Here is a 14,252-nt window from a genome sequence, read left to right on the forward strand (position 1 = left end):
ATGTTAGTGGTTGTTATTCTGCTATTATCTGGTCCTTAAATTCTACGTTCACGCGATCGTATGTATTCCACCCTTTACTGGGCAGGATCTTCTTATAGAAAATCATCAGCTTGGCAAATTTTTCCTCCAGGTCAACCGGTTTGCCAAACTCTATCCGCTGTTTCGTTACCTGGGGGTAAATTGTCATATTCAAATTTTTGTCAATATCGATCTGTGCAACCTGTCCGCTCCAGAATGGATCCTCGTAAACGGTGCGAAGCATTTGAAGAACCTGTTCATTACTCTCTGCATCTTCTTCTTTCTGGGCGATCAGTTTATCAGCATATTTTCCGGAAACTAGTACGACCCTGGATGTGAATTTCTCAGATACCGGCATGATTGTACCATCTTCGGCAATGTAGGCATGTGGTGCTCCTGAGCGTATGATTCGGGCCATTGGACGCTTCAGGTCTACATTTACGATAAGATTACCTTTCAGATCACGATAAATTTCAACATCCTCAACAAACGGCTCTTCCCGTACCTTACCTTCCATCTCTTTTAAATTGAGCTCTGAAAATGGCTGACCTGTTACCAGAGTCTGACCATGGTCTGTCACCAGGTTACTCACATCAGATTCATCCAGATAGTAATTATCGGTCTGATTGAGAATATTGATAACCAGCTCATTACATGTATCCCCATTGTCTACGCGATCTGTAAATGCGATAGCCATTACCATGAACGCCAGTACCAACAGTACTCGTCCGCCTTGTCTGATATATGATTTATTCAACTTCATAGCGCGACTTTAAATATTTCTTTAATGGTGCCACCAGCTGATCAATATCTCCTGCACCGATAGTGGCGACAACCTCCAGTGTTTTACCTTCCAGCATATCGATAAGGCCTTCCTTGGTGCTTACTATTTTATCGGTGTGACGGATCTTATTCAGAATCATAGATGCATTCACGCCCGGGATAGGTTTTTCCCGCGCAGGATATATCTCGAGCAGGATCACATCATCCGCCAGGCTGAGGCTCTCCCCAAATTCCTCGGCAAAGTCCCTTGTGCGACTGAAAAGATGCGGCTGAAATACAGCCGTTATTTTTTTATTCGGATAGAGTGCACGCAATGATTTCAAAAATGCACTGATCTCTTCCGGATGATGGGCGTAATCATCAACGAATACGATCTTATCAGTTCTCAGCAGGTATTCAAATCTGCGCTTAACACCGCTATACGACTCCATCGCCTCTTTCACTATTGCAGGCTCAACACCCAGTGAAAGTGCTATGGCCATCGCTACAGTTGCGTTTTCCACATTATGAAAACCGGAAACACCAAGTCTGATACCTTTGATGAGATACTCATGATCGGTGTAATCGAAGACGAAAAAACCACGTTCTATTGTGATATTACTTGCAAAAAATTGTCCCCGGTTCAATCCGTACGTATGCACGGAAGCCTTTAGATCGATTGGTACTAAATTTTCTTCCAGGCCTTCTTTGATGAAGATATGGCCAGTATTCTTTACTCTTTTTATAAACTCCCTGAACGACTCCTTCAGGCTTTCGCTGTCACCGTATATATCCAGATGATCAGCATCTGCAGAAGTCACTACCGCGAGGTCTGGCATCAGGGTAAGAAATGAACGATCAAATTCATCGGCCTCCACCACGGCAAGGACTTTGTTCAGATCTCCTTCATTAGCGATAAAGTTGCTGTTATAGTTTGTGGCAATTCCACCTAAAAATGCTGCTATATCTTTACCCGCGAACTTCAATATATGAGCAATCATGGAAGAGGTCGTAGTCTTTCCATGTGTTCCGGCAACGGCAATGGTGAAAAGGTTTTCGGTTATCTTTCCGAGGATCTGGCTGCGCTTAAACATGGGTATGCCTAGGTCTCGGATAAAATTCATTTCAAGGTGTTCTGCAGGTATCGCAGGCGTATAGATCACCAGGAGGTGTTCCGCATCCCCAAGGAAGTCTGCAGGAATCTCCGACGGGTCATCATTGAAATGAATCGATATTCCTTCTGACTCCAGCTCATCGGTAAGTACGGTGGAAGTACGGTCATAACCAGCCACCTCAAATCCATTCCGGTTAAACCAACGCGCAAGGGCACTCATACCGATTCCACCGATGCCAAGGAAATAGACGTTATTGTAGTCAGTTAGTTTCACGCGATAATTTTTTCAAGTTCATTTACGATATCTTCCGTTGCCCGGGGCTTTGCCATGGCCTTAATTCGTCTTGCCAGTTCATCCATCTGTTTACTATCACTAAGCAGTTCCAGCGTTGTAGGAATCAGTTGTTCGGGTGCCTGTTCATCGGTTACCATCAATGCAGCACCTTTCGATGTTAAAGCCTTCGCGTTTTTCGTTTGATGATCTTCAGCCACATTGGATGAAGGAACGAATACCACCGGCTTTCCTGCCAGGCACAATTCTGATATCGACAACGCTCCGGCACGGGAGATAACGATATCTGAAGCGGCATAGGCAAGATCCATTTCACGAATGAATTCAAGAACCTGAATTCCCGCATGATCTCCCTGCGCACTTGCTTTTTCGGTCATTTCCTGATGATAGAATTTACCTGTCTGCCACAGCACCTGAACGTTGGCATCTTTCAGGAGCTGCAGGTGGCTGAGCACACTGTTGTTGATCGTACGCGCCCCCAGGCTTCCACCAAGGATCAATACAACGGGCCTGTCATCGTCAAGCCCGAAATGGGTGAGCGCCTGCTGACGTTTTGTTTCCAGTCCAATAATATCCTTACGAACCGGGTTTCCGGTAATCTCTATTTTATCCTTCGGAAAATACTTTTCCATTCCTTCGTATGCCACGCAGATCTTTTCAACCCGATTTCCAAGCTTCCGGTTGGTTAATCCTGCATAGCTGTTCTGCTCCTGGATCATCGATGGAATGCGGCGTCCGGTAGCAGCGAGCATCATCGGACCGCTGGCATACCCTCCAAAACCAACTACAGCATCCGGTTTGAACTCACGAAGAATATTTCTGGCTGCAAACCAGCTGTGAATCAGTTTAAAGGGAAACATCAGATTCCTTGTCGAAAGGGATCGCTGAAAACCACTGATCCAAAGTCCGCGAATTTCAAATCCGGCTTCAGGCACCTTGGTCATTTCCATTTTACCCTGCGCGCCTACAAAAAGAATTTTACTATCTGCATAACGCCGGCGAATTTCAGCAGCCACTGCTAAAGCAGGATAGATATGTCCGCCGGTGCCGCCACCGCTGATGATAAATCGATATGGTTTACCGCCTGTCACGCTGTTCTCATTACATTTTTAGTTCCTTCATTTTTCACTGAAAACGTAGTATCAGTCTCTCCCCGGCTGACACTGAGAATTATTCCCAGTGAAATTCCCGTAAATAGCAATGACGTTCCTCCCATACTTACCATGGGCAAGGGTAAACCAGTGATCGGGCCCAGTCCAACCACAACTCCCATATTGATCATTGCCTGCATCACGATGGCGAAGCTCAATCCCGCCGAGAGTAATCCCCCGAAAACACGTTCGCTTTGATAGACGGCCTTCATTCCACGGAATAAGAGGACCAGGTACAGTATTAGTACAGCACCGCCGCCAATCATTCCGTATTCCTCAATGATGATCGCGTAAACGAAATCAGAATACGGATGGGGGAGAATATTTCGCTGCTGACTCTGACCAGGTCCGACCCCGGTGATCCCACCGGTTGCTACGGCGATACGCGCATGCTTGGCCTGGTAGGGAAGTTCCTCACCTTTTATAAAACTTTCGATCCGGCTTTTTGCCGTTTCACCACGAACACCCAATTCAATAGCCGCCACACCTGCTATTGCACCTACGAAAATGAGCATCGCCAGGTATTTGACAGGTACCCTTCCGATGAACATGATCAGCATGCAGGTCAGGAAAAGTAAAATCGCGGACGAAAGGTTGGTCAGTGCAATCAACCCGCAAATAACGCCACACCAGATCAGCATGGGGATTAGCGACTCTTTGAAGTCTCGAATATTTTGCTGGCGTTTTGCGAGCATACTCGCCAGACTTGTTATGAGGGCAAGACTCGCAAGATCAGAAGGTTGGAAAGAAGCATTGATCACAGGAATCATGATCCACCGTGATGCATCGTTCAGGCTTACTCCGTTCGTAAAGGTATAAAGGAGTAAGGGTACGCTGATCCAAAGTGCAAAGCGCGATAAGCGGGAATAATACCTGTAATCGATTTTGTGGGCAAGCCACATGGCTGAAAGTCCGAGTCCCATCAAAAGGGTATGCTTCATGAGATAGGCTTCCGGATGGCTCATTCGCTTAAATGCCAGCGTTCCGGTCGCACTGTAAACAACCAGTATCGAGATGATCGACAGCAATATCACTACGGCCCAGATCACCGGGTCTCCCTTCAGATGTTTGTCGGTCCATTCTTTTATCGCGATCATTGCATCTGCTGATTTTTTTCAAACTCTTCTTTTAATGCCAGCACCGTTTCACGGAACTGATTTCCACGATCTTCATAATTCCTGAAAAGATCAAAGCTTGCACAAGCCGGTGATAGTAGCACAACATCATTCGCACGTGCATACCCCATCGCACCACGTACCGCGTCCTGCATGGTCCTGGTTTCCATGATGTCGACGATCTGGTCATGAAATGCATCCCGCAAGCGCAGATTATTGGTACCGAGACAAACCAGTGCCTTTACTTTCTTATTCACCTGTTCCATGATCAGTTTGTAATCATTTCCTTTGTCAATGCCCCCGGCAATCCAGACCAACGGCTCATCGAATGCATCCAGCGCATATTTCACCGAATCCACATTCGTAGCCTTGGAGTCGTTAAAAAATTTAACATCATTGATAGTAGCGACGTATTCCAGGCGATGCGGTGCATTTGTGAACGTTTTTAACGCCTTTTTAACCTGATCAGCATCGGCACCAAGGATTCGTAATGCCTCCACTGCGGCCATTATATTCTGCGCATTGTGTAATCCGCGAAGTGGTGTGTCTTTTTGGGCGATCCAGAATCCAAAGAAGTACATCTTTCCTTTCCGGTAATACATTTCAGCAGCCTTACTTCCGTCGATGGAAAACCCGTGACCCAGTGGTTTGAACAACCCGCGCGTGACCAGCTCTTCAGTGAGTATGGGATCTTCGGCATTGTAAATAAAATGGTCCTCTTCAGTTTGATTCTGAATGATCCGGAGCTTGCTGTTCACATAGTTCTTCAAGCTATACTGATACCGGTCCATGTGATCCGGCGTAATATTCAGCAGCATTGAAATATAGGGACGGAATGTGCGCGTGCCATCCAGCTGGAAACTACTGATCTCAACCACATAGTAATCTTTTTCACCGTCGAGCAGCTGCCGGGCGAGACTCTTGCCAACATTACCCGCCAGACCCACATCGAATCCAGTCTCCTTCATCAGGTGATACGTCAGCAGGGTGGTCGTTGTCTTTCCATTGGTCCCTGTAATAGCAATAATCTTTGCCGAAGTGAACCGGAAAGCAAATTCAAGCTCATCGATGATCTCGATCTCACGAGCCATCGCCTGTTGTATGATTTCTGTCTCGGGGCTAATGCCCGGCGACTTAATGATGATCCGTGCATCAAGAATATAGTCGGCCGTGTGACCGCCCTCTTCATAAATGACACCCGCCTGCTCCAACTCCGCTTTATATTTCTCCGAAATTTTGTTAGCGTCTGAAACGAACACGTCATAGCCCCTGGCCTGACCCAAAAGGGCCGCCCCTGTACCGGATTCCCCGGCTCCCAATATGACTAGTCGTTGTTTCATTCTACATTTCCAGTTGCGTAATACTCTCTTCCCGTACGTCAATCTTACTGACGACCAGCCTAATCACCCTTCTGACCAGGCCGATCAGCCAGTTAAGAATCATCGTATGGATGTCACACATATTGATCATCTTAATTTCAAGGTTGCTAATGTCATTATCGCCAACAGAATACCTACCATCCAGAATCGGGTTACGATCTTAGCCTCATGCATATTTTGCATCTGGTAGTGGTGATGCAGAGGTGACATCTTAAAAATCCGTCGTCCCTCCCCATACTTGCGCTTCGTATACTTAAAATAGCTGACCTGCAAAATCACCGAGAGATTTTCGATCAGGAAGACCCCGCATAACAAGGGGATCATTAATTCTTTTCTTACCACCAGGGCTATTACCGCAATAATTCCACCCAATGAAAGACTTCCGGTATCACCCATGAAGACCTGTGCGGGGTATGAATTGTACCAGAGAAAACCGATACACGCCCCGACAAATGCCGTGCAAAAAATCACGACTTCACTCAGATTCGGAATAAACATGATATTCAGATACTGACTGAAATCCACACGGCCTGAGAGGTACGCAAAAATGGCCAGGGTTAATCCAATAATGGCTGATGTGCCTGCTGCAAGGCCATCAATTCCATCGGTAATATTCGCTCCGTTAGATACGGCAGTGATGATAAAAATTACGATCAGGACGTAGAACATCCAGGTGAAATCATCTCCTGCAAAAGAGAGAATCCGATCGTAACTCAGCTCGTTGTTTTTTACAAAGGGGACTGTAGTCCTGTTGGATTTCACATCCTCATATTCCCGGATAATTTCATTGTTTTCCATGCGCACCTCCCCTGTGTAGCTTCGCACAGTGACATCCTCATGAAAATAAAGCGTTAAGCCAACGATCAGGCCGATACCAATCTGGCCCACTACCTTGAACTTTCCGGCAAGTCCCTTTTTATTCTTTCTGAATACCTTGATATAATCATCCAGGAATCCGATTATACCCAGCCATAAGGTTGTGATGAGCAACAGGATCACATAAATATTGTCGATCTGTGCGAAAAGCAAAACCGGGATGATAATGGCCGCGATGATGATGATCCCTCCCATCGTTGGAGTTCCCTTTTTCTGCATCTGTCCTTCCAATCCCAGATCACGGATATCTTCACCAACCTGTTTACGGCGCAAAAAATTAATAATGCGCTTGCCAATTAAAATGGCAATAAAAAGCGAAACAAAAGCTGCCATACCTGCACGGAAGGAAATATACTGAAAGACACCAGCCCCCAGTAAATCATATTCCCGATCCAGATAGTCAAACAGATAATACAGCATATTTCAGTTCGTAAACAGATTTAACATTCTTGATAATACTTCCTTGTCATCAAAAGGATGTTTCACCCCATTGATCTCCTGGTATTTCTCGTGCCCTTTTCCGGCCACCAGGATAATATCCCCCGATTGCGACATCATACAGGCGGTTTTGATCGCCTCTTCACGGTCTGCGAGGACAACAGTCTTTTTATAATCAGCCGGACTTACGCCTGCCTGCATATCCTTCAGAATCTCCAGCGGATCTTCATTCCGGGGATTATCTGAAGTAAGGATCACCTTGTCACTGTATTTACAGGCAATCGATGCCATCAGCGGACGCTTACCTTTGTCACGGTCTCCACCACATCCAACCACCGTGATTACCTGCTCATTACCGGTTCTCAATTCGCGTATGGTCTCAAGGACATTCTGGAGGGCATCGGGGGTATGCGCATAATCCACCAGTGCGGTGATACCCGTTTCACTTAGTACCTGCTCAAACCGGCCAGGAGCTCCGTTTGTGATGGTTAGTTTAGTGATCACATCATCCGGATCCTCACCAAGCAATACAGCCGTACCGTATGCAGCAAGGAGGTTATAGGCATTGAAATCACCAATCATCGTGAACCATGCTTCTTTACCATCCACCTCCATCTCAAGCCCCTGCAGCGAATTGGTCATGAGCCGTCCCTTAAATTCGGCCACTGAACGCAGCGCATATGTATGCTTGGTGGCCCGTGTATTCTGAAGCATGATGCGGCCCCGTTTGTCATCGACATTCACCAATGCAAATGCCTCTGCAGGCAAATCATCAAAAAGCCTCTTCTTGGCGGCTATGTATTCATCAAATGTCTTATGGTAATCCAGGTGATCATGTGTGATATTGGTGAAAACACCGCCGGCAAATTCGAGTCCGGAGACACGTCTCTGATCCAGTGCGTGCGAGCTCACTTCCATAAAACAATGTGTGCACCCTTCATCAACCATTTCCTTCAGCATGGAATTCAGCGATACGGCATCAGGCGTGGTGTGAGAAGCCGCCAGTTCCCGTCCGTCGATCTTATTGACTACTGTAGAAAGCAGTCCTGTTTTATGCCCGAGGTTTCTGAAGAGGTTATAAAGAAGGGTTGTAACTGTCGTTTTGCCATTCGTGCCGGTAACACCTACGATTTTCAGACTTGATGCAGGATTACCGAAGAAGTTGATGGCCAGGCGGCTTAAAGCTTCCGCGCTGTTACGTACAGCAATGTAAGCAACATTTTCTGCCAGTTCCAGGGGAAGCTCTTCACATACGATGGCAACGGCACCCTGATCAATGGAGGGATTAATAAAACGATGGCCGTCAACCTGTGTACCGCGAACAGCGATAAAAAGAGAACCTTTACGGACTTCTCTTGAATCAAAGGTAATATGCCCGATGTCCACTCCCATGTCACCGGATGTGGACAGCAATGATACCTTATATAACAAGTCGCGTAATTGCCCCATTAACTGAGCGTTATTTTAATTTCGTTACCTTTTTTAAATTTCGTTCCGGGCCGGATTGACTGGTTCTTTACCCGTCCGTATCCATTAAACTGTACCCTCAAACCATGTTTTTCAAGCAAATACAATGCGTCCCGCAGGGTCATGCCCGTTACATCCGGAACCAGGGTTTCAGCCATTTCAAATTCTTTCCACTGGATCGTATCCCCACTTACCTCTGTCTTTACCCATTCGGAATTTTCCAACCCTGCATTCGGGATCTGAAGCTCATCACAAATGATTCTTAATTCATCCTGAACTCCACCACGGATCAGGGGAAAGTGGTCATCATCCACCTCCGCAAGCACCTCAGATTCATGCAGGTCGATGTCCCGTGCGTAAATATTATCTGCAATTTCCTTGAAAACCGGAGCCGCCACATTACTTCCGTATTGCCGCCAGCCTTTCGGATTTTTGATCACCACAATAGCGCTGTATTTGGGAGCATCTGCCGGAAAATATCCAGCGAAGGAAGTGATGTACTTACGGGTATACCGTCCACTTTCCAGCACCTGGGCAGTACCGGTTTTTCCGGCGATCTTGTAATGATCATTCTTGATATTCATCGCAGTACCACGCTCGACAACACCTTCCAAAATCTCCTGCAACTTCTCCAGCGTTTCTTCCGAACAGATCTTACGATTCAAAACAGCCGGTTCGAAGGTCTCAACAATCTTGTCTGCGCGACGTACACGTTTCACAAGCAAGGGGCGAATAAGCCGGCCATTATTGGCAACTGCATTATAGATTGAAAGGGTTTGAAGCGGCGTGATCTCAAAGCCATATCCATACGCCATCCATGGCAAAGTGATTCCACTCCAGTCCTTGTCCTGAGGCCGCTTGATCTTTGGAACACCCTCACCCTTAATCTGGATTCCCAGCGGCTGTGAAAGTTTTAATTCATCAACGTAATCAAGATATTTCTCGGGTTTCAGACCAAAGTTCTCATCTACCAGCTTGGCCATAGCCACGTTCGACGATTTTTCAAACGCATCCCGTATCGTGATCGTTCCGTATCCGCCGGCTTCATGATCACGAACAGTGTTATTGTAAAACTTGAAGGTTCCGTCTCCTGTATCAATGCTATCTTCAAGGCTGATATTGGTTTCTTCGAGCAACGCCATCATCGTTACCAGTTTGAAGGTAGATCCCGGCTCCATCAGACCCCCGATGGCATGGTTATAACGCTCATAGTACGACCCGTTCTCATTCCGGCTTAGGTTTGAGATCGCCTTGATCTCACCAGTCTTTACTTCCATGACAACAACGGTTCCGTAATCTGCATCGTGATATTCCAACGCACGCAGCAGGGCAGTTTCAGAAACATCCTGAAGGTTTATATCGATGGTCGTCTCAATGTCATAACCATTTTCTGTCTTTACCTCACTGCCGTCAAATACAGGTCTCCAGCTTCCTCCCGCCATTTTTTGGTAGAGGGCCTGACCGTCCTTACCTGCAAGGAACTGATCAAAGCTATATTCCAGTCCCGCCCCGCGGTGATTTTCATTGATAAACCCAATTGTTCTTCGGCTTAGGTTATTAAACGGACGGAAGCGTTTGTCTACTTTTTCAAAGATCACTCCCCCACCCAGACGACCTTCACGGAATATGGGCCAGGTTTCCATTTTCTTTTTCTCCTGATATCCGATCTGACGGCGGTTCAGGAGGATATACTGACGGCCTGTACTGCGCGCATCTTTGATCTTCCGTGCATACGACTTGGCCGACAAATCACCGAAATGGCGGGAAAGCAGAAGGGCCAGTGAATCCAGCCCTTTATCAAATACTTCGTTATTTGCTCTGGTGGCATCGAAGCCGACTTCATAAAAGGGCAGTGAAGTGGCGAGCAGACTCCCGTTGTCGGAGTAAATATTTCCGCGTGTGGCTTTAACGACCCTCGTTTTGTAGCTGATCTGTTCGGCGATCTTATTCCATTGTTCACCCTCTGAGAACTGTATGAGCGATACCTTTACCATGATCGCCATGGCAAACAGCGCTACCAGTATAAAGGCAATCCTTGCCCTGAGTAATATGGATTTTTTAATATTCACCCTCTTCGATCACAATTTTTTTTGGTGGTTCAAGTGTTTCCTGAATTCTTAGCCTGTCTACGCTGCGAGCGATCTCCGACTGTTTGCTGGCAAACATGTAATCACTTTTTAATGTCGTGTAATCCGCACGCAGATCTTCAACCTCTACCTTCAGCTTGTCAATCTTTCGGATAGTTGAATCGGCATAATGACTATTCCCGATATAGAAGATCACAAGCAATGTCACAAACAGCACTTTCGGCATGTACTTTACCGGGAGTCCATTCTCAAAAAGAACCGGAATCCGCAGAGATCCCTCGATCAGGGAAAAAATACTTTTCCCGGATGGTGTAGTGGATACTTTGTATCTGTTGGTTGCCATTTTATTTTTTTATCGCAATCCGAAGCTTTGCACTTCGTGCTCTGTTGTTTTCCTGTGTCTCTTTCACTGAAGCTGTAATAGGTTTTTTATTGAAGGGGTGTAGTGGTTTCAACACGTTTCCATAAAAGTCTTTTTCCAATTTCCCCGCAGTGTTTCCCGAATTGATGAAGTTCTTCACCATCCGGTCTTCCAATGAATGATAGGACATGATCACCAGTCTTCCCTGAGGCGCTAAAACTTCTGCCGCCTGGACCAAAAATTCCTCCAGCGCCTGCAATTCCCCGTTCACCTCAATACGTAGCGCCTGAAATACCTGAGCATAATACTTAAACTCCCGGCCTCGTGGCGCATACTTCTTTAAAATGGCGATCAGATCTTCTACCCGTTCAATTCTTCGGTTTATTCGTTCTGCAACAATGGCAGCGGCAAGGGTCCTGGCATTTCTAACTTCACCATACATTCCCAATATCCTGTGAAGATCCCGTTCTTCATAGGTATTAATTACCTCCCGCGCCGATAGCGAAGCCTCCTGATCCATCCGCATATCCAGAACCGCATTGAACCGTGTAGAAAAACCACGATCCGGTTCATCAATCTGATGGGAGGAAACCCCCAGGTCGGCAAGAATCCCGTTAACCTGCCCGACATTGTGCAACTTCAGAAATCGTTTCAAAAACCTGAAATTCGCTTCGATAAATGTGAAAGAACGTTTTGTGATGTTCTCGGCATTGGCCCTCGCGTCCTGATCCTGATCGAAAGCATATAAATGCCCCTCATTCAGATGCTTCAGGATTTCCCTGCTATGACCTCCTCCTCCAAACGTCACATCGACATAAATCCCTTTCGGATCTATATTCAGCCCGTCGATACATTCCTGTAACATAACGGGCCGATGATAACTGCTGGGCTGATCCATCGGATACTATTCCAGCAAATATTTTTCAGCCAGCTTCGACAGCTCATCCGGATCTTCAATGGACTGAGAATTGTATCGTTCAGGATTCCATATCTCCACCCTCAGACCGGTACCCACAACCATGGCATCCTTTTCCAATCCAGCATACTGCAGCATTTGTTTCGGAATTAAAATCCGACCCGCACTGTCAATTTCCACCGTTTGTACACTGCTGAAGAAGTTCCGCTGCAATGCCCGGTGCTCCTTGTTGAATTCATTCAGACCCGCAATCTTCTGGTATGTCTTTCTGAACTCAACCATCGGATACAGTATGAGACAAGGCTCAAATGCCATTCTCAGAACTACCTCATTACCAGTATCTTCCGGAAAATTTGTCTTGATTTTCGACGGCAAAACAAGTCTGCCCTTCGCATCAATTTTACAGTCATATGTACTGGCAAGGAATGTCACTGTCGATAGTGTGCTTCTTTTCTAATAAACAAACATATTAAAAAATCTGACATTTTCCACCACTTCCTACCACTTTTAACCACTTTTTTACATTATACTCGAAATATGGTAGAATAGCCCCACGAACGACCACATATAGCCGATCTGATGAAGTTTGATATCCGCGAAAAGGGGTATTTTTCGATTGAAACAGAGACCTGGTGTCTCAAAGTGGGAGTCGGATCAGTAAATTACATTACGGGCCCGGAGGGATTCAAAATCAAACCCTCCGGCAGGCAAAAATCCATTCAGAATATCCTTACTGTTAGCACCCAGGAGCGGAGGTGGAGACAATGAAACAGGATTACCGTCGAAGAAAGTACGGATACCGCTGAACCCATTATTTTTCAACGACATATGCTCCGGTAACATTTCCATGGCTTCACTGATCTTACGAATTCTACCGGCAGGAATATGAAGCCTGTTACATTCATTCAGCAATACATCGGCGGTCACTCCGAGAGATACATTTCTTAGTGCTTCGCCAAGTTCAGTGCGATTCGACACCCTGCCGGAATTAGTTCTGAACCGTTCGTCCTCCAGAAGTCTGCCCAACCCCAGGATCCCCAGCAGATGTTGAAATTGAGAATCAGTACCAACGGCCAGCAGGATGCGCTCGCCATCTTCTGTCACAAGCACTTCGCCATAGGGCGCAATATTAGGGTGTAAACTGCCGGATGCCGCGGGTTCATGGCCTGCCACCAGGAAGTTGGCTCCCTGATTCGCCAGGGACGACAATGCAGCATCCCACAACGAAACAGTTACTTCACCCCCACTTCCGGACCGCTCCCTTTGAATGTAGGCAAGGAGCAGTGCTTCCTTTAAATGATGGGCGGCAAGAATATCAATTAAAGCGACAGGCAGTTTCAGAGGGTCAGCCCCCTTCTCACCATTGATGTGCATAAAGCCCGATTCCGCCTGGATAAGTGCATCATAGCCAACACGGGGATCACCCTTGCCGTACCCGGTTATGCTTCCATAGAGAAGCGAGGGGTTCAACGTCGACAGCGTTTTGTAATCCATCCCAAGTTTTTCAGCGCTTCCAGCCCTGTAACTTGCAAGCACAATGTCTGCTTTTTTTACAAGCTCGTATACAATTTCGCGACCTTCATGGGTACTCAGGTCAATGCCGATTGATTTCTTACCCCAGTTGACTGAAGAAAAATACGCAGAGATCGCCCCATTTTCTCCTGACAGGCGCCAGCTGCGCGTTACATCACCTCCATTGCGATGATTCTCAACCTTGATCACAGTTGCTCCTAGTTCGGTGAAGAACTGGCCGACAGCAGGACCCGCCAGAACCGATGCCAGTTCAATCACTACTAAACCCTCAAACATCCGGGAAGGAATCATCAATAACCTAATTTATCCGAACCGAAAGTTAGTATTTCCGTATTAATTCACATAACCATTATTCACTTCCGATTGATACGTATATACGGTTTTCCCCTGGGGCCTTACGACGGGTTTTCATTCTTTATCTTTCTGTTTTTTAAGTCAAAGAACCCGTCTGCTGAATTAATAAACCATGAAAGAATTCACTTCTATCAGCAGGTTGAATTGCTTTTTATATTTCACTGGCTTCTATATGCAGGTCATTACGCCGTTTTACGACTGAAGATGCTCGGCAAACCAGGTATTAAGAGACCTCATGACACCGCCTACCGTGCGATCTGTTTCGAAAAAGAGGCATATGCAAATGAAAGGAACCTCACCTACCTGGATAACCGACCGCTATTTGCCTGGCGACACTATTTCCATTCCCGCCGGAACCAATCCGTTGATAAATAACTTTACATAAAAGA

13 protein-coding genes are annotated in these 14,252 nt (G+C 46.4%); 1 reads left to right on the forward strand and 12 read right to left on the reverse strand.

Annotated features, from left to right (window positions below; translation table 11 throughout):
* Nucleotides 1–13: 13 nt before the first annotated feature.
* From LDX50_RS03540 to LDX50_RS03595, 12 genes are all read right to left on the reverse strand, one after another.
* Nucleotides 14–781 (reverse strand): cell division protein FtsQ/DivIB, encoded by a 768-nt coding sequence (locus LDX50_RS03540; RefSeq protein WP_225697032.1) that lies wholly within the window; start codon nt 779–781, stop codon nt 14–16.
* Complete coding sequence (murC, locus tag LDX50_RS03545; RefSeq protein WP_225697033.1) at nt 768–2,168, reverse strand: UDP-N-acetylmuramate--L-alanine ligase; 1,401 nt, start codon at nt 2,166–2,168, stop codon at nt 768–770. The genes LDX50_RS03540 and murC overlap by 14 nt, the downstream gene beginning before the upstream one ends.
* Nucleotides 2,165–3,277: an undecaprenyldiphospho-muramoylpentapeptide beta-N-acetylglucosaminyltransferase gene (murG, locus tag LDX50_RS03550; protein WP_225697034.1), complete on the reverse strand. Its 1,113-nt coding sequence runs from the start codon at nt 3,275–3,277 to the stop codon at nt 2,165–2,167. Before murG ends, murC begins: the two co-directional genes overlap by 4 nt.
* The gene (locus tag LDX50_RS03555; RefSeq protein WP_225697035.1) at nt 3,274–4,434 is read right to left on the reverse strand and encodes an FtsW/RodA/SpoVE family cell cycle protein; all 1,161 of its coding nucleotides are present in this window, start codon (nt 4,432–4,434) and stop codon (nt 3,274–3,276) included. Before LDX50_RS03555 ends, murG begins: the two co-directional genes overlap by 4 nt.
* Complete coding sequence (murD, locus tag LDX50_RS03560; protein ID WP_225697036.1) at nt 4,431–5,792, reverse strand: UDP-N-acetylmuramoyl-L-alanine--D-glutamate ligase; 1,362 nt, start codon at nt 5,790–5,792, stop codon at nt 4,431–4,433. Before murD ends, LDX50_RS03555 begins: the two co-directional genes overlap by 4 nt.
* Before the next feature lie 126 nt (nt 5,793–5,918).
* Nucleotides 5,919–7,127 carry a phospho-N-acetylmuramoyl-pentapeptide-transferase gene (gene mraY, locus LDX50_RS03565; protein ID WP_225697037.1) on the reverse strand — a complete coding sequence of 403 codons (1,209 nt, stop codon included), beginning with the start codon at nt 7,125–7,127 and terminating at the stop codon, nt 5,919–5,921.
* A gap of 3 nt (nt 7,128–7,130) precedes the next feature.
* The gene (locus LDX50_RS03570) at nt 7,131–8,594 is read right to left on the reverse strand and encodes a UDP-N-acetylmuramoyl-L-alanyl-D-glutamate--2,6-diaminopimelate ligase (RefSeq protein ID WP_225697038.1); all 1,464 of its coding nucleotides are present in this window, start codon (nt 8,592–8,594) and stop codon (nt 7,131–7,133) included.
* Complete coding sequence (locus LDX50_RS03575) at nt 8,594–10,681, reverse strand: penicillin-binding protein (protein WP_225697039.1); 2,088 nt, start codon at nt 10,679–10,681, stop codon at nt 8,594–8,596. The genes LDX50_RS03570 and LDX50_RS03575 overlap by 1 nt, the downstream gene beginning before the upstream one ends.
* Nucleotides 10,671–11,042: an FtsL-like putative cell division protein gene (locus LDX50_RS03580; RefSeq protein WP_225697040.1), complete on the reverse strand. Its 372-nt coding sequence runs from the start codon at nt 11,040–11,042 to the stop codon at nt 10,671–10,673. Before LDX50_RS03580 ends, LDX50_RS03575 begins: the two co-directional genes overlap by 11 nt.
* 1 nt (nt 11,043) lies before the next feature.
* The gene (rsmH, locus tag LDX50_RS03585) at nt 11,044–11,958 is read right to left on the reverse strand and encodes a 16S rRNA (cytosine(1402)-N(4))-methyltransferase RsmH (protein ID WP_225697041.1); all 915 of its coding nucleotides are present in this window, start codon (nt 11,956–11,958) and stop codon (nt 11,044–11,046) included.
* Nucleotides 11,959–11,964: 6 nt separating this feature from the next.
* Nucleotides 11,965–12,408: a division/cell wall cluster transcriptional repressor MraZ gene (mraZ, locus tag LDX50_RS03590; protein WP_225697042.1), complete on the reverse strand. Its 444-nt coding sequence runs from the start codon at nt 12,406–12,408 to the stop codon at nt 11,965–11,967.
* Nucleotides 12,409–12,630: 222 nt separating this feature from the next.
* Nucleotides 12,631–13,785, reverse strand: a complete 1,155-nt coding sequence (locus LDX50_RS03595; RefSeq protein ID WP_225697043.1) for a CaiB/BaiF CoA transferase family protein — start codon at nt 13,783–13,785, stop codon at nt 12,631–12,633.
* Between the two features lie 87 nt (nt 13,786–13,872).
* Between LDX50_RS03595 and LDX50_RS03600 the strand changes: the two genes are divergently transcribed.
* Nucleotides 13,873–14,238, forward strand: coding sequence for a hypothetical protein (locus LDX50_RS03600; RefSeq protein WP_225697044.1), 366 nt, complete (start codon nt 13,873–13,875; stop codon nt 14,236–14,238).
* Nucleotides 14,239–14,252 lie beyond the last annotated feature (14 nt).

Source organism: Fulvivirga sedimenti (assembly GCF_020328055.1).